The sequence below is a fragment of the Streptomyces macrosporus genome, from assembly GCF_039533145.1.
Classification (GTDB): Bacteria; Actinomycetota; Actinomycetes; order Streptomycetales; family Streptomycetaceae; genus Streptomyces; species Streptomyces macrosporus.
The window spans coordinates 568938-590234 of record NZ_BAAASZ010000017.1 but is presented as its reverse complement, the minus strand read 5'-3'; the positions used below and the strand labels follow the sequence as shown (position 1 = coordinate 590234).

The 21297-nt window shown below is 75.4% G+C and carries 20 protein-coding genes; 11 read left to right on the top strand and 9 right to left on the bottom strand.

Features of this window, described 5'->3' with window-relative positions; genetic code table 11:
• The first annotated feature begins 110 nt into the window (after positions 1-110).
• Positions 111-1526, top strand: coding sequence for a helix-turn-helix domain-containing protein (locus ABD335_RS11125; protein WP_344322032.1), 1416 nt, complete (start codon positions 111-113; stop codon positions 1524-1526).
• Positions 1527-1654: 128 nt separating this feature from the next.
• The gene (locus tag ABD335_RS11120; protein ID WP_344322031.1) at positions 1655-2035 is read left to right on the top strand and encodes a GntR family transcriptional regulator; all 381 of its coding nucleotides are present in this window, start codon (positions 1655-1657) and stop codon (positions 2033-2035) included.
• On the opposite strand, the gene ybiA is transcribed toward ABD335_RS11120, so the two are convergent.
• The 3 genes from ybiA to ABD335_RS11105 all read right to left on the bottom strand — a co-directional run bounded on the left by ybiA (position 2017) and on the right by ABD335_RS11105 (position 4905).
• Positions 2017-2592 (bottom strand): riboflavin biosynthesis intermediates N-glycosidase, encoded by a 576-nt coding sequence (gene ybiA, locus ABD335_RS11115; RefSeq protein ID WP_344322140.1) that lies wholly within the window; start codon positions 2590-2592, stop codon positions 2017-2019. The genes ABD335_RS11120 and ybiA overlap by 19 nt on opposite strands.
• Before the next feature lie 47 nt (positions 2593-2639).
• Positions 2640-3752 carry a DUF5925 domain-containing protein gene (locus ABD335_RS11110; RefSeq protein WP_344322030.1) on the bottom strand — a complete coding sequence of 371 codons (1113 nt, stop codon included), beginning with the start codon at positions 3750-3752 and terminating at the stop codon, positions 2640-2642.
• A gap of 85 nt (positions 3753-3837) precedes the next feature.
• Positions 3838-4905, bottom strand: a complete 1068-nt coding sequence (locus ABD335_RS11105; RefSeq protein ID WP_344322029.1) for a serine/threonine-protein kinase — start codon at positions 4903-4905, stop codon at positions 3838-3840.
• 173 nt (positions 4906-5078) lie between these two features.
• Between ABD335_RS11105 and ABD335_RS11100 the strand changes: the two genes are divergently transcribed.
• A complete protein-coding gene (locus ABD335_RS11100; RefSeq protein ID WP_344322027.1) occupies positions 5079-5345 on the top strand; it encodes a hypothetical protein in 267 nt (88 codons plus the stop codon).
• A 199-nt stretch (positions 5346-5544) separates the two neighbouring features.
• Here the strand turns inward: ABD335_RS11100 and ABD335_RS11095 are convergent, their stop codons facing one another.
• The 3 genes from ABD335_RS11095 to hmgA form a co-directional block, all read right to left on the bottom strand.
• Complete coding sequence (locus ABD335_RS11095) at positions 5545-6759, bottom strand: type ISP restriction/modification enzyme (protein ID WP_344322139.1); 1215 nt, start codon at positions 6757-6759, stop codon at positions 5545-5547.
• A gap of 109 nt (positions 6760-6868) precedes the next feature.
• A complete protein-coding gene (locus ABD335_RS11090) occupies positions 6869-7618 on the bottom strand; it encodes a GntR family transcriptional regulator (RefSeq protein WP_344322026.1) in 750 nt (249 codons plus the stop codon).
• 46 nt (positions 7619-7664) lie between these two features.
• Positions 7665-9014, bottom strand: a complete 1350-nt coding sequence (gene hmgA, locus ABD335_RS11085) for a homogentisate 1,2-dioxygenase (RefSeq protein WP_344322025.1) — start codon at positions 9012-9014, stop codon at positions 7665-7667.
• 212 nt (positions 9015-9226) lie between these two features.
• Between hmgA and ABD335_RS11080 the strand changes: the two genes are divergently transcribed.
• The 3 genes from ABD335_RS11080 (at position 9227) to ABD335_RS11070 (ending at position 14188) form a co-directional block, all read left to right on the top strand.
• Positions 9227-11539 (top strand): molybdopterin-dependent oxidoreductase, encoded by a 2313-nt coding sequence (locus ABD335_RS11080; protein ID WP_344322024.1) that lies wholly within the window; start codon positions 9227-9229, stop codon positions 11537-11539.
• A gap of 56 nt (positions 11540-11595) precedes the next feature.
• On the top strand, positions 11596-13014 hold the full coding sequence (locus ABD335_RS11075; protein ID WP_344322023.1) for an aldehyde dehydrogenase family protein: 1419 nt from the start codon (positions 11596-11598) through the stop codon (positions 13012-13014).
• Between the two features lie 91 nt (positions 13015-13105).
• Complete coding sequence (locus ABD335_RS11070) at positions 13106-14188, top strand: Zn-dependent alcohol dehydrogenase (protein ID WP_344322022.1); 1083 nt, start codon at positions 13106-13108, stop codon at positions 14186-14188.
• Here the strand turns inward: ABD335_RS11070 and ABD335_RS11065 are convergent.
• Positions 14185-14856 (bottom strand): TetR/AcrR family transcriptional regulator, encoded by a 672-nt coding sequence (locus ABD335_RS11065; protein WP_344322021.1) that lies wholly within the window; start codon positions 14854-14856, stop codon positions 14185-14187. The genes ABD335_RS11070 and ABD335_RS11065 overlap by 4 nt on opposite strands.
• Before the next feature lie 66 nt (positions 14857-14922).
• Here ABD335_RS11065 and ABD335_RS11060 point away from each other — a divergent pair, with 66 nt between their 5' ends.
• A complete protein-coding gene (locus ABD335_RS11060; RefSeq protein WP_344322020.1) occupies positions 14923-16074 on the top strand; it encodes an acyl-CoA dehydrogenase family protein in 1152 nt (383 codons plus the stop codon).
• A gap of 117 nt (positions 16075-16191) precedes the next feature.
• A complete protein-coding gene (locus ABD335_RS11055) occupies positions 16192-16914 on the top strand; it encodes a TetR/AcrR family transcriptional regulator (protein WP_344322018.1) in 723 nt (240 codons plus the stop codon).
• A 35-nt stretch (positions 16915-16949) separates the two neighbouring features.
• Here ABD335_RS11055 and ABD335_RS11050 read toward each other — a convergent pair whose 3' ends face one another.
• Positions 16950-17414: a MaoC family dehydratase gene (locus ABD335_RS11050; RefSeq protein ID WP_344322017.1), complete on the bottom strand. Its 465-nt coding sequence runs from the start codon at positions 17412-17414 to the stop codon at positions 16950-16952.
• A gap of 233 nt (positions 17415-17647) precedes the next feature.
• The gene (locus tag ABD335_RS11045) at positions 17648-18157 is read right to left on the bottom strand and encodes a hypothetical protein (RefSeq protein ID WP_344322016.1); all 510 of its coding nucleotides are present in this window, start codon (positions 18155-18157) and stop codon (positions 17648-17650) included.
• 262 nt (positions 18158-18419) lie between these two features.
• Between ABD335_RS11045 and ABD335_RS11040 the strand changes: the two genes are divergently transcribed.
• From ABD335_RS11040 to ABD335_RS11030, 3 genes are all read left to right on the top strand, one after another.
• Positions 18420-19241, top strand: a complete 822-nt coding sequence (locus ABD335_RS11040; RefSeq protein WP_344322015.1) for an SDR family oxidoreductase — start codon at positions 18420-18422, stop codon at positions 19239-19241.
• Positions 19238-19843, top strand: a complete 606-nt coding sequence (locus tag ABD335_RS11035; RefSeq protein WP_344322014.1) for a TetR/AcrR family transcriptional regulator — start codon at positions 19238-19240, stop codon at positions 19841-19843. The genes ABD335_RS11040 and ABD335_RS11035 overlap by 4 nt, the downstream gene beginning before the upstream one ends.
• A gap of 64 nt (positions 19844-19907) precedes the next feature.
• The gene (locus ABD335_RS11030) at positions 19908-20900 is read left to right on the top strand and encodes an NADPH:quinone oxidoreductase family protein (protein WP_344322013.1); all 993 of its coding nucleotides are present in this window, start codon (positions 19908-19910) and stop codon (positions 20898-20900) included.
• Positions 20901-21297: the final 397 nt, after the last annotated feature.

Sequence of the window (21297 nt, the reverse complement as noted above, 5' to 3'; positions counted from 1 at the left end):
CAACAGATGCCGCGAAAAGCGGGACGCCGGAACGTTCGCGCCTAGGCTGACCAGTGGAAACAGGCGCGGCTGGAACGCGCTCCCGGAACGGCGGAAGGGGGAGGACGGCGGTGGCCGTACGGGAGACGGAGGAGTTCGCCGAGTACCTCAGGGGGCTCAAGGAACGCTCGGGGCACAGCTACGGCACGCTGGCGCGGCGGCTGCACACGAGCACCTCCACGCTCCACCGGTACTGCAACGGCGCGGCGGTCCCGGCGCGGTACGCGCCGGTGGAACGGCTGGCGCGGCTGTGCGGCGCGAGCCCGGAGGAGCTGCTGGAGCTGCACCGACGGTGGCTGCGGGCCGACGCGATGCGGGGCCGGATGGAATCGGAACGGCAGACTCCGCCGGCGGGGGCCGCACCGGACCGCGGACCGGAACCGGCACCCGTCCCCGAGCCCGACGCTCCCGAGTCCGCACCCGAGCCCGCCTCCGGGGCCGGCGCCTCGGACCCCGCGCCGGAGACCCGGTCCGAGCCCGCGTCCCCGCCCGACCCCGGCGCTTCGACGACCGAGCCCGCGCCGCCCGCCTCCGCACCGTCCCGGTGGCGCCGAAGACGTCTGTGGCCGGTCGCCGCCGTGCTCGTCGTGGCCCTCGTCCTCGCCGTCACCGCCGTTCTGCAGGCCGCTCCCGGCCGCTCCGACCGGGGGCGCCCCTCCGCCGCCGGCGGTGCCGCCCCGCCGGGAGCCGCCGCGTCCCCGTCCGCCACGGCGTCCCCCTCCGCGTCCTCCTCGGCCTCCCCCTCGACCTCGGCCTCGCCCTCCGCCTCCGACGGGAAGGGTGGGCGAGGCGGCGGACCGGGACCGTCCGCCTCCCGCGGACCGGGCGGCGGACAGCGGGAGAGCCCCCACGGCGACGCGCCGGGCGCCGCCCCGCTGAGCTGGACCGCCCGCTCCCACGTGTGGCGGCACGGCTGCGACCACCGCTATCTGATCGACCTGCCCCCGTCCCGCGTCCCCCCGCCCCCGATCGAGCAGGACGCGGCCGGCTGGGCCCGCTCGCTCGGCGCGGTGCACGGCGGCGAGACCATCGTGGAGGCCACCGTGCACGGCACCGGGCGGACCCCCGTGGTGGTCGAGGCCGTGCACGTCCGGGTGGCGGCCCGCCGGACGCCCCTGGCCCGGTCGTCCTTCGAGATGAACAACGGCTGCGGCGGTTCGCTCTCCCCGGCCGCCTTCTCCGTCGACCTGGACGCCCCCCGACCGCTGGTCAAGCCCATGGACGGCTACGACGGCGACGCGGGGAAGGCCCTGCCCGCCGTCCGCCTGCCCTACCGCGTCACCGCCGACGACCCCCTGGCGCTGCGGATCGAGGCGCGCACGGAGGGCTGCGACTGCGACTGGTACGTCGAGGTGGAGTGGAGCAGCGGGAACGACAGCGGCACGCTCCGCGTCGACGACGGCGGCCGGCCCTTCCGCACCAGCGCCGCCAAGGGCCGCCCCGCCTACGGCTGGTCGGTGGAGAACGGCGTCTGGGCGGGCGGCTGAGCCCGCACCGGGAACCGGGACGAGCCCCGCGCCGTCCCGCCGGCCTCCCCGGACTGATGCACAATCGGGACGCACCCCGGCACCCCGCCTGGACCGCCCGGACCACCGCACCGCCGCAGGAGACCCCCGTGCCCCTGAAGCTCACCATCGACCCGGACGCCCCCACCGCCCCCTACGAGCAACTGCGCGCGCAGATCGCCGAGCGGGCCCGCAGCGGCGAGCTGCCGGTCGGTCACCGGCTGCCCACCGTGCGCGGGCTCGCCGGGGAGCTGGGGCTGGCGGTCAACACGGTGGCCAAGGCGTACCGGGCGCTGGAGGAGGACGGGGTGATCGAGACCCGGGGCCGCCACGGCACCTTCGTCGCGGCGGCCGGGGACGCCGCCGCCCGGGAGGCCGCCGCGGCGGCCCAGGCGTACGCCGGACGGGTCCGCCGCCTCGGCCTGGACCGGGCCGCCGCGCTCGCCGCCGTCGAGGACGCCCTGAACGCCGCCTACGGCCGGGACGACTGACCGGGCGCCGGCGACGCGCCGGTCTCCGCCAGTCGTGCCCTCGCCTCCATCAGGGCGAAGCCCAACAGGTTGAGCCCGCGCCGGCGCGCCGGATCGGCCGCGCGCTCGTCGTCCGCCGCCGGCCCGATGCCCCAGACCCGGTCCACCGGGCTGGCCTCCACCAGCACCCGCTCGCCGGTGGCCGCCGGATACGCCCGCAGGTCGGCGTGCTGCCCGAACTTGTGGACGCTGCCCTCGACGACGATCCCGAAGCGGTGCCGCGCCCACGTCTCCTCGTCGAAGCCGCGCACCGTGCGACCCGCGGCCTTGGCCGCGCCGGGCTCGGCGGCGGCGAGCACCCGCTCATCGGCCTCCGCGTCGCCGAACAGGCGGGCCTTGGCGGCCATCATCCAGTGCTCGGCGGTGGCGTACACGGTGCCGTCCACGGTGAACGGCGCGGGCCACCACTGGCTCAGGCACCACGGGCCGACCGGGGCGCCGTGCCTCGGGCGGTGCCCCCGGAAACACACGTACCGGAGCCGTTCGCCGCGCGTCCGACGCGCGACCAGGTCCGCCACCCGGCCCGACGCGTCCTCGAACGCGCCGTCGGACACCCGGGGCGCCGTCACAGGTACATCCCCTCCTCCGTCCGCGCGGCCCGCGGCACCAGGGCCGGACCCGCGCCCCGGCGCAGCGCGTACAGCTCGGCCAGGGTGGCGCCGTCGCGGCCGATTCCCTCGTCGGTGCCGAGCCAGGTCACGGCCTCCGCACGGGTCAGGGGGCCGACCTCGATGCGGGCCAGGCAGCGACCGGGCCGGACGACCGCCGGGTGCAGCCGCTCCAGGTCCTCGTTCGTCGTCAGGCCCACCAGGACGTTGCGGCCCTGGCCCAGCAGCCCGTCGGTGAGGTTCAGCAGACGCGACAGGGCCTGGCCCGCCGCGTGCTTGGCCTCCCCGCGGATCAGCTCGTCGCAGTCCTCCAGCAGCAGCAACCGCCAGCGCTGCCCGCCCGGGGTGTCCTCGTCGTCCTCGCCGATGGCGATGTCCATCAGGTAGCCGACCTCGTTGAACAGCCGCTCCGGGTCGAGCACGCAGTCCACCTGGCACCAGTCCCGCCAGGAGCGCGCCAGCGTCCGCAGGGCGGAGGTCTTGCCGGTGCCCGGCGGGCCGTGGAGGAGCAGCAGCCGCCCCGTGATGTCGTCCGGGGTGGTCTTCATCAGCCCGTCCATGGCCTCGGCGACCGGGGCCGTGTAGTTGCCGCGGATCTCCTCCCAGCTCCCGGCCGTGATCCGGCGCGTGGTGCGGTACGGGCCGCGCCGCGGCGAGTGGTACCAGAAGCCCATGGTGACGTCCTCGGGCTGCTGCTCCGGCTCCTCCTCGGCGCCGTCCACCGCCGCCTTCAGCGTCCGCTCGGCCAGCTCCTCGCTGACGGCCGTCACGGTCACGTCGGCGCCCTGGCTCCAGCGGGAGACCAGGACCGTCCAGCCGTCGCCCTCCGCGAGGGTCGCGCTGCGACCGCCGTCACCCGCCGATCGGAGGACGACCGCCCCCGGCGGCAGCAGCGACAGGCCCTTCCGGGGCCGTTCCAGCGAGCGGCCCCGGGCGTGCGGCTGCTCGCCGGTGGTGAAGCGGCCCAGGAACAGGGCGTCGATCACGTCGGACGGGGAGTCGCTGTCGTCGACGTTGAGACGGATGGGCAGCGACTCCTCGGGCGGCACTGCGCGGCGGTCGGCACACATGGCCCCATGATCCGGCACCACCGGCCCGGACGCACGCAGGTTTCCGGGTGTTCCGCGGCACGTCCGGGCGCGGACTCACGCGGCGTCAGCGGAGGAGGACGGTCACGGTCAGGGCGGCCAGCAGCACGATCAGCGCTCCGGCGACGGCCACCAGCACCCCGCGCGGCCCCCGGTCGGCGTCCCAGGAGGACGACGGCGCGGGCGGTGCCGGGTCGGTGCCGGGGGCCGGCGGGGTGCCGCGTCCGCCGTCCCGGTCGCGCGCGTCGTCCCCGGTGTCGGACCCCGCCGGCCGCGGCCGTGTCCCGGCGGAGGACGGCGGCGCGGTGCGCGGGGTGCCCCCGGCCGCGGCGACGCGCAGCAGCCGCTCCGTCTCGGCGGCGGACATCCGCTCGGCCGGGTCCGCGCGCAGCAGCCCCTCCAGCACGGGCTCCAACGGACCCGCCCGGCGCGGGGCGGGCAGGGCGCCGTCGGCGTACCCGGCGACGGCCCGCAGGGTCTCCTCGGGGGTGTCGCGGCGGAACGGGGAGACGCCCTCCACGGTCAGGTACAGCAGCACGCCCAGCGCCCACAGGTCCGCGGCCGGCCCCGGCTCCCGCCCGCGGGCGCACTCCGGCGGGAGGAACTCCGGCGCGCCCACCGGCTCCCCGGCGTGCGCGGCGCCGGTCCGCACCAGCGCGATGCCGAAGTCGGTGAGCACCACTCTGCCGTCGTTCCCCAGCAGGACGTTGGAGGGCTTCAGGTCGCGGTGGGTGACGCCCGCCTCGTGCGCGGCGCGCAGCGCCGAGACGGCCTCCGCGCCGATCCGCGCGGCGCGGGCCGGGGGGAGCGTCCCCTCCACCTCCAGGACGGCGCTCAGCGGCAGCCCGCGTACCAGTTCCGTCACGATCCACAGCCGCCCGTCCTCGACCACCACGTTGTGGACGGTGGCGACGTTGCGGTGCGAGACGCGTCCGGCCGTCATGGCCTCCTGCTCCAGGCGCGCGTACAGCAGTCGCGCCTCGGCCGGGGAGAGTTCCGCCGCCGCCCGGATCGCCTTGACCGCGACCTGACGGCCCAGTGCCTCGTCGCGCGCCTGCCAGACCACGCCCGTCCCGCCGCGGCCCAGTTCGGCGACGAGACGGTACCGGTCGGCCAGCAGCCGGTCCGTGTCCATGTTGTCCCCCGTCTCCCTTTGTGTCGGGTCGTTCGGATGCTGTTGTCTCGTACGGTGTTCGTCAACCCCCTTGTGGGGAAGGTGAATCCGATGACCGGAATACCCGTGGGGTCCGGCCGGGAGATAGGGTTACCCTGCCCGGGCCGGGAGCCCTCGTTTGGGTGGGGAGTGTCATGGAACAGATAACGGTGCGCAGCAGGGCGCGTGTCCCTGCGATCCAGTGCGGAGGCGGCGCGACCAGCGCGCGCCTCGACCGGCACCTGAGCGTGCTGGCCGGCCCCGCCGTCCCCCGGGACGACACGGCGGAGGCCGCCTCGCTCATGCGCGAACTGACCAGGCGCGACATCGCGCACACCCGGTCGCGGAACCGGGGGGCGCGGGTGTCGCTGTTCGCGCCGCTGCGGCGGCTGCGGCGTTCCCTCTTCGGCGAGCGCGCCTGAGGCGACGGCGCCTCCGGAAGTCGCCGGAGGCCGCCGTGAACGAACCGACCGGATCTCCCCACCGGGGGCCGGGCGTCGCCGCCCGGCCCCGACCGGTGCCCTCCGCCCCTCTCCCGCGGGTTCCGCGTCCCCCCCCCACTCCCGGAGCCTCCCGCGCGCGGGAGGGCGGACGGCGCCGAGACGGTTCGCACCAGACGGTTCACAGCAGCGCGAGTTGGCCTCCCGGCCCCTCCTCGCGGTGGTCCAGGACGGACGCCGGACGGCGCGCGCCCGCGGGCACCGGGAGCACCCCGGCCTCGCGCAGTTCGACGGTGTCGACGGCGGGCCGCTCCGCCAGCCGCTCGGCGAGTTCCCGCCGGGGACCGCGGAGCCGGTCCAGGAGCGTGAGCGTGGTGATCAGCTCCAACAGGTCCGAGGTCCACTCCGGGGGCCACGCCCTCGGGCGGACCGCCTCCAGGGTGCCCGGCGCCGCCGGGGCCGTGCGCCGTTCGAACCACGCCTCGAGCACCCGGACGCCGCCCACCTCGAACTCCCAGGCGCCGCGCTCCACCGGCGCCACCCGGCCGTCCCCCACCCACAGGCTCTCGTCCTCCGCGTCGTGGCGCAGTCGCTCCGGGGCGGGGCGCTCGGGCAGCGTGGCCCGCACGTACGGGCGGCGCCCGCCGGGCAGGCGCGGGCGGGTGCCGTCGCCGCAGCGGGCGCCCCGGGTGTGCACCCACAGCGCGTGGCGGCCCAGTTCCACCCCGTCCCGCCACACCCGCGGGTCCGCGGTGAGCGGCACGGTGGGGCCGGTGGGGCCCGGGCGCAGCGCGACGGCCGTCCAGGCGAGGAGGTCCTCGGCCGTGACGGGGGTGCCCAGCCGCCGGGCCAGGTGGTCGAGCAGGCCCGGGGCGAGATTGGGCTCGCGTCCGCCGGGGCGCCGGTAGAGCGGGCGGACGCGGCCCGGCCGGCCCGTGGGGGAGTGGCCGTCGGGCAGCAGTTCGGTGAAGGACGGTTCGGGGGCGGGGGAGCGGGGCGCGGCGCCGGCCTCGACGAGGTGGATCTGCCGCTCGTCGGTGACCCGCCACAACTCGGGCCGGGCCACGTCGATGAGGCGGTGGTCCGGTATCAGCCACTGCCGGTCGTGGAGCCCGTGGAGGATCCGCACCGGCTCCGGGCAGGGGCCGTCCTCCCGGTCGAGCCGGACGGCGGAGACGGCCGGCCCGCTCGACGTCCCCCCGCCGGCGCGAAGGGCCGGTCCGGGCAGCGGCGGCACCAGGCTGCGCGGGGTACGGGCGCGGGTGGGGACGAACAGCGCCTCGCGCTCGGCCCCCCGAGCGCGTGTCAGCGCCGCCCAGCGGGCCTTCAGCGACGACGCGTCGGGCGCCGTCACCCAACTCCGGCCCGGCCGCAGCGGCCGGACCGACCAGGGCATCAGATCGTCCAGCGCGGGCGCCCCGTCGTCCCCTCGGCCGTCCACCACGTCACCCACCGCAACTCACCGCAACCCACCGCGACTCACCGTCCGCATGCTACGGCGCCGGTCAGTCGGCCTCCACGGTGACGGAGAAGGAGAAGCGGTCGCCGCGGTAGTGGATGCGGGCCACGTCCACCACCCGGCCGCCGTCGTCGTAGGTCACGCCGGTGTAGTGCAGGATCGGGCTGAGCAGGGGGACGTCGAGCAGGCCGGCCGTCTCCGGGTCGGCGAGCCGGGCCTGGACGGTGTCGGTGATGCGGCTGATCCGCACGCCCACCGCGTCGCGGAGCACCTTCGTCATCGGCCAGCGCGTCAGGTCCGCCAGGTCGATGCGGTCGGCCACCTCGGGACGGACCAGGTTCTCCGCCCAGTTGGTCGGCTCGCCGGTCTCCCGGTCGCGGCGCAGCCGCCGGTAGGCCACCGCCTCGGTGAGGTCGGGGAAGTGCTCGGCCAGGTCCCCGGGCACCGGTTCGGGGCCGTGGCCCAGCAGGGTGGTCTCCTCGCCCGACTGCTGGGCCACGATGGCGTCCACCGAGCCGAGCAGCCGGACGGGGGAGCCCCGGCGGGCGCTCGGCTCGATGAACGTGCCGCGCCGTCTGTGCCGGGTGATCAGCCCCTCGTTCTCCAGTTCCTTGAGGGCCTGCCGCATGGTCAGGACGCTGACGCCGTAGTGCTCGGCGAGGCGCTCCTCGGTCGGCAGGCGCAGGGGCGCGCCGGGGGAGCGGCCGAGTATCGAGGCCCGCAGCGACTGCGAGACCTGGTACCACAGCGGCAGTTTGCGGTTCAGCGCGAGCGAGTCGGGAGCGAAGACGGTCACGCGGTCCTCCGGACGGCCAGGCCGGCGTGCGGCGTTACGGCACGGGTCACGACGTGAAGTGACGCTCCAGACCCTGCCACACCTCGTCGTAGCCGCGCTGGAGGTGGTCCGCGTCCCGGGCCTGCGCGGTGAGGGTCACCGGCCAGCGGGTCTCGAACATGAAGGCCAGGCCGTCGTCCACCTTCTGCGGGACCAACTCGGCGGCGCTCGCCCGCTCGAAGGTCTCCCGGTCCGGGCCGTGCGCGGACATCATGTTGTGCAGCGATCCGCCGCCGGGCACGAAGCCGCCCGGACCCGCCTTCTTGGCGTCGTAGGCGCCCTCGATCAGGCCCATGTACTCGCTCATCACGTTGCGGTGGAAGTAGGGCGGCCGGAAGGTGTCCTCGCCGACCAGCCAGCGCGGGGCGAAGACCACGAAGTCCACGTTCGCCAGGCCCGGGGTGTCCGACGGCGAGGTGAGGACGGTGAAGATCGACGGGTCCGGGTGGTCGTAGCTGATGCTGCCGATCACGTTGAAGCGGCGCAGGTCGTAGACGTACGGCACCAGGTTGCCGTGCCAGGCGACGACGTCCAGGGGCGAGTGGTCCCAGGTGGCCGTCCAGAGGTTCCCGCAGAACTTGTCGACGACCTCCACCGGGCCCTCCACGTCCTCGTAGGCGGCGGTGGGCGCGAGGAAGTCCCGGGGGTTGGCCAGGCCGTTGGCCCCGATGGGGCCGAGGTCGGGGAGGGTGAAGGGGCGGCCCATGTTCTCGCAGACGTAGCCGCGCACCACCGGGTCCAGCGGCTCGACGCGGAAGCGGACCCCGCGCGGGATCAGCGCCACGTGGCCCGGCTCGGCGCGCAGCAGGCCGAACTCGGTGCGCAGCAGCAGCCCGCCCCGCTGGGGGACGACGAGCAGCTCGCCGTCGGAGTCGCCGAACACCCTCCGCTCCATGGGGGCGTTGGCGGCGTAGAGGTGGATGGCCATGCCCTCGCGCCGGGCGGCGTCGCCGTTGCCGCCCAGGGTCCACAGTCCGTCCAGGAAGTCGGTGCCGGGGGCGGGGTCGGGCAGCGGGTCCCAGCGCAGCCGGTTGGGGTCCGGCTCGACCTCGGTGAAGGGGGCGCCGCGCAGGGCGGGCCCGGTGGAGGCGTCCGCGCGGACGAAGCGGGGGTGGGCGGCCGAGGGGCGGATGCGGTACAGCCACGAGCGGCGGTTGTGGGCGCGCGGCTCGGTGAAGGCGGTGCCGCTGAGCTGCTCGGCGTAGAGCCCGAAGGGGACGCGCTGGGGCGAGTTGCGGCCGATCGGGAGCGCTCCCGGGATCGCCTCGGCGCTGTGCTCGTTCCCGAAGCCGGCGGAGTACGTCAGCCCCTCCGCGGTCTTGCGGGCCTGTTCGAAACCGTTCGTCGTGCCACTCATCGCAACGCTCCCGGTGCTCAGGGTTTCCTGTTGTCCACCATAGGAATGGGGGGACGCGCACGTCAACGGCATTCCTGTGACGGGCGCGGCGCCGTTTCGGCTCCCGCCTCTGGGCACCCCGGGGCCGGCCGGGCTAGGGTTCGCTTACCGGCCGGTCGGTATGGAGGTGCCGGTCGTCACGCCCACCCGGACGCCGTCCACGAGGGGGACCGATGTCGGAGAGTGTCGGTACGCGGGCCCGCACGGCCCTGCGGATCTGTCCGCTGTGCGAGGCCACCTGCGGCCTGAGCGTCACGGTCGCGGAGGAGGACGGGCGCGAGCGGATCACCGCGGCGCGCGGCGACCGCGACGACGTCCTCAGCCGCGGCTACGTCTGCCCCAAGGGCGCCCTCTTCGCGGAGGTGGACGGCGACCCCCACCGTCTCGTCCGCCCCCTGGTCCGCCGCGACGGCGACCTGCGGGAGGCGAGCTGGGAGGAGGCGTTCGCCGCGGTCGCCGAGGGGCTGGGCGGCGTCCTGGCGGACGGCGACCCCCGGGCCGTCGCGCTCTTCCTGGGCAACCCCAACGTCCACACCGTCGCGGGGGCCCTCTACCCGCCCCTGCTGGTGAAGGCGGTGGGCACCCCCAACCTCTTCACCGCCTCCACCCTCGACCAGATGCCCAAGCACGTCTCCTGCGGGCTGCTGTACGGCGACCCGCTGGCCATCCCCGTCCCCGACCTGGACCGCACCGACCACCTGCTGATCGTCGGCGCCAACCCGGTGGAGTCGGGCGGCAGCCTGTGCACCGCCCCCGACTTCCCCGGCCGGCTGAGGGCGCTGCGGCGGCGCGGCGGGACCCTCACCGTGATCGACCCGCGCCGCACCCGCACCGCGCGGCAGGCCGACCGGCACGTGGCGGTGCGGCCGGGCGGCGACGCCCCGCTGCTGATGGCGATGGTCCACGTCCTCTTCGCCGAGGGCCTGGTCGAGCCCGGCGCGGCCGGGAAGCACCTGAGCGGCGTGGCCGACGTGGCCCGGCTCGCCGCGGACTTCGCCCCCGAGGCGGTCGCGGACGCCTGCGGCGTCGAGCCGGAGACCATCCGCGTCCTCGCCCGCGAACTGGCCGCCGCCGAACGCGCCGCGGTCTACGGGCGGATCGGCAGCACGACGGTGGAGTTCGGCACCCTGACGAGCTGGCTGGTGGACGTGCTCAACGCGCTGACCGGCAACCTCGACCGGCCCGGCGGCGCGATGTTCCCGCTGTCGGCCACCGCCCGCGCGCCCCGGCCGCCCGCCCCGGGCCGGGGCTTCGCCCTCGGCCGCCGGCACAGCCGGGTCGGCGGACACCCGGAGGTCAAGGGGGAGTTCCCGGCCGCCGCGCTCGCCGAGGAGATCGACGCCCCGGGCGAGGGGCGGGTGCGGGCGCTGATCTGCGTCGCCGGCAACCCCGTGCTCTCCGCGCCGAACGGCGCCCGGCTCGAACGCGCCCTGGCCGGACTGGACTTCATGGTCAGCGTCGACCCGTACCTCAACGAGACCTCCCGCCACGCCCACGTCGTGCTGCCGCCGCCCCGGCCGAGCCGCAGCCCGCACTTCGACTTCTCCTTCAACGCCCTGGCCGTCCGCAACCAGGCGCGCTACACCCGCCCGGTGATCCCCCTCGGCGCGGAGGAGCGGAGCGAGAGCGAGATCCTGGCCCGCCTGGTGCTGTGCGCCTCCGGCGCGCCCGACGCCGACCCGGAGTCGGTCGACGCCATGGTGGTCGAGCACACCCTGTCCGCCGCCGTCGCCGACCCCCTCTCCCCGGTCCACGGCCGGGACGCGGGCGACCTCGCCCGCCTGCTGACCGGCGAGAACGGCGCCGAACGCCGCCTGGACCTGATGCTGCGGCTCGGCCCGTACGGCGACGGCTTCGGCGCGGACCCGGACGGCCTCACCCTGGCGAAGCTGCTGGAGCACCCGCACGGCATCGACCTCGGCCCGCTGCGCCCGCGGCTGCCCGAGGTGCTGCGCACCCCCTCCGGCACGGTCGAGCTGTGCCCGGGGCCGATCGCCGCCGACGTCCCCCGGCTGCGGCGGTTCCTGACGGAGCGTCGGGAGCGCCCCGCCGCCCCGGTGCTCGTCGGCCGCCGCCATCTGCGGTCCAACAACAGCTGGATGCACAACGTCCCCGGGCTGAGGGGCGGGAGCAACCGCTGCACCCTCCACGTCCACCCCGAGGACGCCGCCCGGCTCGGTCTGACCGACGGCGGCCTCGCGGAGATCAGGGGCGACGGGGGCGCGGTCCGGGCGCCGGTGGAGGTGACCGACGCGGTGCGCCCGGGGGTCGTCAGCCTGCCGCACGGCTGGGGCCACGACCGGCCCGGCACCCGGACGCCGGTGGCCTCCGCCGACCCCGGGGTCAACGTCAACCAACTCCTGGACGGCCGGCTGCTCGACCCGCTCTCCGGGACCGCGGTGCTCAACGGCTTCCCGGTGGAGATCGCCCCCGTGCCGGCCCCCGCGCCGAGCGCCTCCCCGGCCCCGGCGCCGTCCGCCGTGTGACCCACGGCATGTGCCGCCCTGGTGACACTCGAAACTAGCGCCGCTAGTTTGGGGCCATGCAGGCACACAACGGCATGTACATCGACGGGGATTGGCGTCCCGCGGCGGGCGACGGAACGATCGAGGTCGTCGACCCGGCCACCGAGGAGGTCATCGGCACCGTCCCGGCGGGCACCGCCGAGGACGTCGACGCGGCCGTACGCGCGGCCCGGGCGGCCCTGCCCGCCTGGGCCGCCACCGAGCCCGCCGAGCGCGCGGCGCGGATCGGCGCGCTGCGCGACGCCCTGGCCGCCCGGCGCGAGACGATCGCCGCCACCGTCACCGCGGAGCTGGGCGCCCCCATCTCCTTCTCCCGGGCCGTCCACGCCGACCTGCCCATCACGGTCGCCGGCACCTACGCCGCCCTCGCCGCCGAGCACCCCTTCGAGGAGAAGCTGGGCACCTCCCGGGTGCTCCACGAGCCGGTCGGCGTCGTCGGCGCCATCACGCCCTGGAACTACCCGCTGCACCAGATCGTCGCCAAGGCCGCCCCCGCCCTCGCGGCCGGCTGCACCATGGTCCTCAAGCCGGCCGAGGACACCCCGCTGGTCGCGCGGCTCTTCGCCGAGGCCGTGGCCGAGGCGGGGCTGCCCGCCGGGGTGTTCAACCTCGTCACCGGGCTCGGCCCGGTCGCCGGGCAGGCGCTGGCCGAGCACGAGGGCGTGGACATGGTCTCCTTCACCGGGTCCACCGCCGTCGGCCGCCGCATCGGCGCGATCGCGGGCGGCGCGGTCAAGCGGGTCGCCCTGGAACTGGGCGGCAAGTCCGCCAACATCGTCCTGCCGAGCGCCGACCTGGTGAAGGCCGTGAAGATCGGCGTGGGCAACGTGATGGCCAACTCCGGCCAGACGTGCAGCGCCTGGACCCGGATGCTGGTCCACGCCGACCGGTACGAGGAGGCCGTGGAGATCGCCGCCGCCGCGGCGGCCAAGTACGTCCCCGGCGACCCGACCGACCCCGCCACCCGCCTGGGCCCGGTGGTCAACGCCCGGCAGCGCGAGCGCGTCACCGGCTACATCCGCACCGGGATCTCCGAGGGCGCCCGGCTGGTCGCGGGCGGCCCCGACGCGCCCGAGGGCGTGGAGCGCGGATACCACGTGCGGCCCACCGTCTTCGCCGACGTCACGCCGGAGATGACCATCGCCCGGGAGGAGATCTTCGGCCCCGTCCTGAGCGTCATGCGGTACGAGGACGTCGACGACGCGGTCCGCATCGCCAACGACTCCGCCTACGGCCTGGCCGGCGCCGTCTGGGCCGGGGACGACGAGGAGGCCGTCGCCGTCGCCCGCCGTCTGCAGACCGGTCAGGTGGACGTCAACGGCGGCCGGTTCAACCCCCTGGCGCCCTTCGGCGGTTACAAGCAGTCCGGCGTGGGAAGGGAACTGGGCCCCCACGGCCTGACCGAGTACCTCCAGACCAAGTCCCTGCAGTTCTGAGCGGTTCCCCGAGGAGCCCGCACCTCCGACCCGCACGTCCGATCCGCACGTCCGACCCGCACGTCCGAGAGGACACGAGAGGAAACGCCACGTGGTCCGCGCCGTCGTCCTGCCCGCCGTCAACGCTCCGCTCGAACCGGGGGAGATCGAGCTGCCGGAGCCGGGCCCCGGCCGGGTGAGGGTCCGCCTCGCCGCCGCCGGGGTCTGCCACTCCGATCTGTCGCTGTCCAACGGCACCCTGCGCCAGCCCGCCCCCGCCGTCCTCGGCCACGAGGGCGCGGGCACCGTGACAGCCGTGGGCGAGGGCGTCACCGCCGTCTCCCCGGGGGACGCGGTCGTCCTCAACTGGGCGCCCTCGTGCGGGACCTGCCACTTCTGCGCCCGGCTGGGCGAGCCCTGGCTGTGCGCCGAGGCGAACGCGGCCTCGGGCGTGCCCTACGCGCGCACCGCCGACGGCCGGGACCTGTACCCGGGTCTGGGCACCGCCGCGTTCGCCGAGGAGACGGTCGTGGCCGAGCGGGCCGTGCTCCCGCTGCCCGAGGGGGTCCCGCCGGTCGACGCCGCCCTGCTGGGCTGCGCGGTCCTCACCGGCTACGGGGCGGTCCACCACAGCGCCCGGGTGCGGGAGGGCGAGTCCGTCGCCGTCTTCGGCGTCGGCGGGGTGGGGCTGGCGGTGATCCAGGCGGCGCGGATCGCGGGCGCGGGGACGATCGTGGCCGTCGACGTCTCGCCGGGGAAGGAGGAGCTGGCGCGCGGCGCCGGGGCGAGCGACTTCCTGGTCGCCTCCGACACCACCGCCAAGGAGATCCGGAAGCTCACCGGCGGCCTGGGCGCGGACGTCGCCGTCGAGTGCGTGGGGCGCGCGGAGACCATCCGCGCCGCCTGGTCCTCCACCCGGCGCGGGGGCCGCACCACCGTCGTCGGCATCGGCGGCAAGGAGCAGAAGGTCTCCTTCTCCCCGCTGGAGATCTTCCACTTCGCACGGACCCTGTCCGGCTGCGTCTACGGCAACTGCGACCCCGTCCGCGACCTGCCGGTGCTCGCCGAGCACGTCCGCGCCGGGCGGCTGGACCTGGGCGCGCTGGTCACCGACCGGATCGGCCTGGACGGCGTGCCGGCGGCCTTCGAGGCCATGCTCGCCGGACGCGGCGGCCGGACGCTGGTGGTGTTCTAGTCCGCCGCTCGGCGGGCGTCCGGCCCCTTCGCGGCCTCCCCCCGCCCGCCGGGGAACCGGAGCGCCAGCCCGTCGACGAGGGCGCGCAGGCCCGTCTCGAACGCGCCCTCGTCGACCCGCTGTCGGTGCTCGGCCAGCAGGTGGGCCTGGTCCAGGTGCGGGTAGTCCCGCGCGTACAGCGCGGCGTCGTCGACGAAGCCGCGGGCGAAGGAGCCGAGCGCCGACCCGGCGACGAAGTACCGCATCGTCGCGCCGATGTGGGTCGCCTGGGCGCGCGGCCATCCGGCGGCGCGCATCGCCCCGTAGACCGCGTCGGCCATCCGCAGCTGGCTGGGGCGCCGGCCGGGCCCCTGCGCCAGGTACGGGACGATGTTGGGGTGCGCGGCCAGCGCCGCGCGGTAGGAGCGGGCCCAGGCCATCAGGGCGTCCCGCCAGTCGGTGCCGTCGGTGAACATCGACAGGTCGACGTCGGCGCAGACCGCGTCGGCGACCGCGTCCAGGATCTCGTCCTTGGTGCGGAAGTGGTTGTACAGGGACGGGCCGCTGACGCCCAGCTCGGCGGCGAGCCTGCGGGTGGAGACCGCGGGCAGCCCCTCGGCGTCCACCAGCGCGAGCGCTGCCGTCACGATCCGCTCCCGGTTGAGCAGGGGGGTACGGGGGCGTGCCACGGATCACATCCTCGGGTCGGGTGCGGTGTCTGGGAAGCTGTAACTAGCGCTGCTAGTTTAATGGGCATGGATCTGGAGCTGTCCGAGGAACAGGCGGCCGTACGGCGGCTCGCCCGGGAGTTCGTCGACCGCGAGATCGTCCCGCACGCCGCCGAGTGGGACCGCGCCGAGAGCATCGACCCGGCGGTGGTGAAGTCCCTGGGCGACCTGGGCTTCCTGGGGTTGACGATCCCGGAGGAGTACGGCGGCTCCGGCGGCGACCACCTGGCGTACTGCCTGGTCACCGAGGAGCTGGGCCGCGGCGACTCGGCCGTGCGCGGGGTGCTGTCCGTCTCCCTCGGCCTGGTCGCCAAGTCGATCGCGGCCTGGGGGAGCGAGGAGCAGAAGCGGCGGTGGCTGCCCCGGCTCTGCTCCGGCGAGGCCCTCGGCTGCTTCGGACTGACCGAGCCGGGCACCGGCTCCGACGCGGCCAACCTCACCACCCGCGCCCGCCGGGACGGCGGCGACTGGGTGGTCGACGGCACCAAGATGTTCATCACCAACGGCACCTGGGCCGACGTGGTGCTCCTCTTCGCCCGCACGGGCGCCGAGCCCGGCCACAAGGGCGTCACCGCCTTCCTCGTCCCCACCGACACCCCCGGCCTGACCCGCCGGGAGATCCACGGCAAGCTCGGACTGCGGGGACAGGCCACCGCCGAGCTGATCTTCGAGGGCGTCCGCGTGCCGGACGACTGCCGGATCGGCCCCGAGGGCAAGGGATTCTCCGTCGCCATGTCCGCCCTCGCCAAGGGACGCATGTCGGTGGCGGCCGGATGCGTCGGCATAGCCCAGGCGGCGCTGGACGCGGCCGTGGGGTACGCGCGTGAGCGCGAGCAGTTCGGCAGGTCCATAGCGCACCACCAGCTCGTGCAGGAACTCGTCAGCGACATCGCCGTGGACGTCGACGCCGCCCGGCTGCTGACCTGGCGGGTGGCCGACCACATCGACCGGGGCCTGCCCTTCGCCACCGAGTCCTCCGTCGCCAAGCTCTACGCCTCCGAGGCCGCCGTGCGGGCCGCCAACAACGCCCTCCAGGTCTTCGGCGGCTACGGCTACATCGACGAGTACCCCGTCGGCAAGCTGCTGCGCGACGCCCGCGTGATGACGCTGTACGAGGGCACCAGCCAGATCCACAAGCTGCTCATCGGGCGGTCGCTCACCGGGGTCTCCGCCTTCTGAGCCCCTCGGGCCGGGCCCGGCGCGGCCGGGTCCTCCGCCCCGCTCCCTAAGCGGCTGCTCAGCAACCGATGTATCGTGTTCGCCCGGCCGACCGAGACTGAGCGGGGCGAGGTGCGGATGACGGTGGAGACGGGGTCGGGGGCCGTGGACGGCTCCCCGGACGGAACGGACGGCGCGACGGACGGCGCGAGGGGCGCCGACGCGCGGGAGCCCGAGGACGCCTGGGGCGAGGTGACTCCGGACGCGGCCCGGCGACTGCTGCTGGCGGCGGTCGAGGCGTTCGCCGAGCGGGGCTTCCACGCCACCACGACCCGGGACATCGCCTCGCGCGCCGGAATGAGCCCGGCCGCGCTCTACATCCACTACCGCACCAAGGAGGAGCTGCTCTACCAGATCAGCCGGGTCGGCCACGAGCGCTCGGTGCGCATCCTCACCGAGGCGAACGACAGCGCGACGAACCCCGCCGACCGGCTCGCCGCCGCCGTGCACGCCTTCGTCCGCTGGCACGCCGAGCGCCACACCACGGCCCGGGTGGTGCAGTACGAGCTGAACGCCCTCGCCGAGGAGCACTACACCGAGATCGTCGCCCTGCGGCGGCGCAGCGAGGAGATCCTGCGCGGCATCCTGGAGGACGGGGTGGCCGTCGGGGAGTTCACGGTCGCCGACATCCGGGGCACCGCCCTGGCGGTGCTCTCCCTCTGCATCGACGTCGCCCGCTGGTTCCGCTCCGGGGGGTCGCGCACCCCCGAGGAGATCGGCACGCTCTACGCCGACCTCGTGCTGCGGATGGTCGGCGCCCCGGCCGGAGGCTCCCGGGAGGGCGACCGGCCGGAGCGCTAGCGGTGTCGCGGGCGGTGCGGGGCCTCGGACGGACCTCAGACGTAGTAGCGGACGACGCTCTCGGCCACGCACACCGGCTTCTCGCCGCCCTCGCGCTCGACCGTCACCCGCATCGCGAGCTGCGCGCAGCCCTCTCCCACCTCGGCGACCTCCGTGATCACCCCGGTGGCGCGCACCCGCGAGCCGACCGGCACGGGGGAGGGGAAGCGGACCTTGTTCACGCCGTAGTTGATGCCCATCCGCACCCCCTCGACCCGCATCAGTTGCGGCACCAGCACCGGCAGCAGCGAGAGCGTCAGATAGCCGTGCGCGATGGTCGTGCCGAACGGCCCGGCCGCCGCCTTCTCGGGATCGACGTGGATCCACTGGTGGTCGCCCGTCGCGTCCGCGAAGAGGTCGATCCGCTTCTGGTCGATCTCCAGCCAGTCGCTGGTGCCCAACTCCTCGCCGACCGCCGCCCGAAGCTCGTCGACCGACGCGAAAACCCGCGGCTCCGCCATCGAAGCACTCCTCCCCAACCGTGGGACCGTGGTGCCGGCGCACCACCGAATCTGTCTAAGCGCTTGCTCAGCATGGTGGGGAGGGCGAAGGCTGTCAACGGGCGCCCCGCCGCCGGCGGGACGCGCCGGAACCGGTGGAGCCGCCGGAGCGCACGACGGCCCCCGCGCCGTCCCGGACGCGCGAACGGCGCGTGGAGCCCGTGCCACCTCGCCGACCGGCGGTCACCGGCCGGTCACCAGGTGACGGTCACCTTCTCCTCCGAGCGGGGCGTCGTCACCCTGACGGGATCGTGTGCCGGGTGCGCGGCGTGCCTGCCGCGGTTCTGCACGTCGTCGATCAGCCGGCGGAGCACCTCCGCCAGCCGGTCGCCGGGCGCGGCGTCCGGGTTCTCGACGGGCAGGAGCTGCCGACCGCCCCAGCAGCGCCGGTGCCAGTCGTCCGGCCCGGGGGGCTGCCGGATGCCGTCGTGCTTCTCCACCCGGCGCCGTCGCGCGAAGTCGCGCTCGTACGCCAGCCACACCGCCCGGGCCTCCTCCAACTCCTCCAGTGCCGCGACCAGCCGCTGGGGGTCGGGGTACCGGTCGTCGGGGGAGATGCCCGCCCGGGCGCACAGGTGGTGCCAAGTCGCACGGTGCCCGTAGGGGGCGAAGCGCTCCAGGCACTTGCGCAGTGCCTGACGACGCTGGGACGGATCTCTGCCAGGATCACGGACCTGCTCGGCCAGAGCGTTGAAACCGGCCAACGCGTACCACCTCCGACGGAAGGACCAGAGACGTCATCGTTGGGACGTACCGGGCCGCCTATGGGATCCGTGTGCCCGAGAATCTTCCGAAGCCACATACCGACTGGTTAGTCTGTGACGGGTCCGACCGACAGGGCGCCGAAGGCCGGCCGAGCAGCGCGGAACGCCATGGGGACGTCGCCGAACGTCGCCGAACGCTGCCGGATGTCGTCGGGTGTCGCCGGATGTTGCTGGATGTCGCCGAATGTCGAGGAGTGGGCGGATGGAGAGCGTGCGGGACACGGCGGTCGTGGTGACCGGAGCGGGCGGCGGGATCGGTGCCGCCCTGGCCCGGGCCTTCGCCGCACACGGTGCCCGGGTCGCCGTCAACGACCTCGACGCGGACCGGGCGCGGGCCGTCGCCGAGGAGATCGGCGGCGTGGCCGTGCCCGGCGACGCCTCGCGGATCGTCCCCGCCGCCCGCGAGGCCCTCGGCGGCGCCGTCGACACCTTCTGCGCCAACGCCGGCGTCGCCCCCTCCGGCGGCCCCGAGGCCGAGGACGCCGTCTGGGACGCCGCCTGGGACGTCAACGTGATGGCCCACGTCCGGGCGGCGCGCGAACTGCTGCCCGAGTGGCTGGAGCGCGGACGCGGCCGGTTCGTCGCCACCGTCTCGGCCGCCGGGATGCTCACCATGGTCGGCTCCGCCCCCTACAGCGTCTCCAAGCACGCCGCCCTCGCCTTCGCCGAGTGGCTGTCGGTCACCTACCGCCACCGCGGCATCGACGTCCACGCCGTCTGCCCGCAGGGCGTGCGGACCGACATGCTCGCCTCCGCCTCCACCGCCGGCGAACTGGTGCTGAAGGACACGGCCATCGAGCCGGAGGACGTCGCCCGGGCCGTGCTGGAGGCGATCGCCGAGGGACGCTTCCTGGTCCTGCCGCATCCGGAGGTCGGCCGCTACGCGGTCGCCCGTGCCTCGGACACCGACAAGTGGCTGGGCGCGATGAATCATGTGCAGCGCAAGCTGGAGACAATCCAGCGGCAGCGCCGAGAAGACGGCCGGCGCCGAGACGAGCACCAGCACCAGGAGGAAGCGCCATGACGAGCCCGGCGACCAAGCGGCAGGGCAGCACCACCCAGCCGGTCCCGCAGCGACTGCTGGCCGCCGCGACCCGGCTGTTCGCCGACCGCGGCTACGACCGCACCTCCGTCCAGGAGATCGTCGAGGCGGCGGGCGTGACCAAGGGCGCCCTCTACCACTACTTCGGCTCCAAGGACGATCTGCTCCACGAGATCTACGGCCGCGTGCTCCGCCTCCAGCAGGAGCGCCTGGACGCCTTCGCGGAGGCCGACGCCCCCGTGGAGCAGCGGCTGCGCGCCGCCGCCGCCGACGTCGTCGTCACCACCATCGAGAACCTCGACGACGCGTCGATCTTCTTCCGCTCCATGCACCAGCTCAGCGAGGAGAAGCAGAAGCAGGTACGGGCCGAGCGGCGCCGCTACCACGAGAGGTTCCGCGCCCTGATCGAGGAGGGGCAGCGGGCGGGAGTGTTCAGCTCGGCCACCCCGGCCGATCTGGTGGTGGACTACCACTTCGGCTCCGTCCACCACCTCAGCACCTGGTACCGGCCCGACGGCCGCCTCAGCCCGCAGGAGGTCGCCGACCACCTGGCGGACCTGCTGCTGCGGGCGCTGCGGCCGTGAGCCCACCGGGCCCGGTGCGTCCGAACCACCCGAAGAATCCGACACGACCAGGACGGAGACCCCGGTGAGAGCATGGCGCGTCCACGGCAACGGCGAACCGCGCGAGGCGATGCGGCTGGAGGAGGTCCCGGACCCCGAGCCGGGCCCCGGCCGCCTCCTGCTGCGGGTACGGGCGGCGAACGTCAACTTCCCCGACGCGCTGCTGTGCCGCGGCCACTACCAGGTCCGCCCGCCGCTGCCCTTCACCCCCGGCGTGGAGCTGTGCGGCGAGGTGCTCGCGGCGGGGGAGGGCACGACCACCGAGACCGGCACCCGGGTCATCGCCCAGCCCGAACTGCCCGACGGCGCCTTCGCCGAACTGGTGGTGGTCGACGAGACCCGGTGCGCCCCCGCCCCCGAGGCGCTGGACGACGCCGAGGCCGCAGCCCTCCACATCGGCTACCAGACCGGCTGGTTCGGCCTCCACCGCCGCGCCCGCCTCCAGCCCGGCGAGACGCTGCTGGTGCACGCCGCCGCCGGAGGCGTGGGCAGCGCGGCCGTCCAGCTCGGCAAGGCGGCGGGCGCGACCGTCGTCGGCGTGGTCGGCGGCCCGGCGAAGGCCGCGACGGCACGGGAGTTGGGCTGCGACACGGTGATCGACCGGCACGCGGTCGACGGCGTCCGGGGCCTGGCCGAAGCGGTCAAGGAGGCCACCGGCGGACGCGGCGCGGACGTGGTCTACGACCCGGTCGGCGGCGACGCGTACACCGCCTCCACCAAGTGCGTCGCCTTCGAGGGCCGGATCGTGGTCGTCGGCTTCGCCGGCGGCACCATCCCCACCCCCGGCCTCAACCACGCCCTGGTGAAGAACTACTCGATCCTCGGCCTGCACTGGGGCCTGTACAACACCCACGACCCGGCGGCCGTACGCGCCTGCCACGAGGAGCTGACCAAGCTCGCCGCCCGGGGCGCGATCAAGCCGCTCGTGAGCGAGCGCGTCCCCCTGGAGGCGGCGGCGGACGCGGTCCAGCGCGTCGCCGACGGCACCACCACCGGCCGGGTCGTCGTCCGGCCCTGAGCCCCCTGCCGACGCCGTCCGTCCCCGGACCGTGCACGGTCCGGGGACGGACGGCGCTCGACGCGGGCGGACGCCTCCGCCGGCGGCGCCCCGATGCCGCGCCGGCCGGGCTGCCACGCCGTGACCACCGCCACCCCCTACGTCCGGTCACCGCCACACCCGTGACCGGTCCCTCGGAACGGTCCGGGCACCGCCCTGACAAGATCACGACGCTGTGCGGGGCCCGAAGCCGGTCGCCGTGGTCCGCCGGCGTGCGCGGAGCCGGGTGACAGCCGTAGGCCGTGGACCAGCGCGAGGCGAGGGGGTGCGAGCGTCGCGGAAGCGACTCGGCGGCGGTCACGGGCGGTGCAGGGAGCCGGCGCCGCGAGGTCCTTCGCGGAGACGACCACGGGCGGGG

Bases quoted from the DNA above. Each gene is read 5' to 3' on its own strand.
- ABD335_RS11110 (WP_344322030.1), bottom strand. From the start codon at position 3,752: ATGTGTGCCGACCGCCGCGCAGTGCCGCCCGAGGAGTCGCTGCCCATC.
- ABD335_RS11105 (WP_344322029.1), bottom strand. From the start codon at position 4,905: ATGGACACGGACCGGCTGCTGGCCGACCGGTACCGTCTCGTCGCCGAA.
- ABD335_RS11100 (WP_344322027.1), top strand. From the start codon at position 5,079: ATGGAACAGATAACGGTGCGCAGCAGGGCGCGTGTCCCTGCGATCCAG.
- ABD335_RS11095 (WP_344322139.1), bottom strand. From the start codon at position 6,759: ATGCCCTGGTCGGTCCGGCCGCTGCGGCCGGGCCGGAGTTGGGTGACG.
- hmgA (WP_344322025.1), bottom strand. From the start codon at position 9,014: ATGAGTGGCACGACGAACGGTTTCGAACAGGCCCGCAAGACCGCGGAG.
- ABD335_RS11080 (WP_344322024.1), top strand. From the start codon at position 9,227: ATGTCGGAGAGTGTCGGTACGCGGGCCCGCACGGCCCTGCGGATCTGT.
- ABD335_RS11075 (WP_344322023.1), top strand. From the start codon at position 11,596: ATGCAGGCACACAACGGCATGTACATCGACGGGGATTGGCGTCCCGCG.
- ABD335_RS11060 (WP_344322020.1), top strand. From the start codon at position 14,923: ATGGATCTGGAGCTGTCCGAGGAACAGGCGGCCGTACGGCGGCTCGCC.
- ABD335_RS11055 (WP_344322018.1), top strand. From the start codon at position 16,192: ATGACGGTGGAGACGGGGTCGGGGGCCGTGGACGGCTCCCCGGACGGA.
- ABD335_RS11050 (WP_344322017.1), bottom strand. From the start codon at position 17,414: ATGGCGGAGCCGCGGGTTTTCGCGTCGGTCGACGAGCTTCGGGCGGCG.
- ABD335_RS11040 (WP_344322015.1), top strand. From the start codon at position 18,420: ATGGAGAGCGTGCGGGACACGGCGGTCGTGGTGACCGGAGCGGGCGGC.
- ABD335_RS11035 (WP_344322014.1), top strand. From the start codon at position 19,238: ATGACGAGCCCGGCGACCAAGCGGCAGGGCAGCACCACCCAGCCGGTC.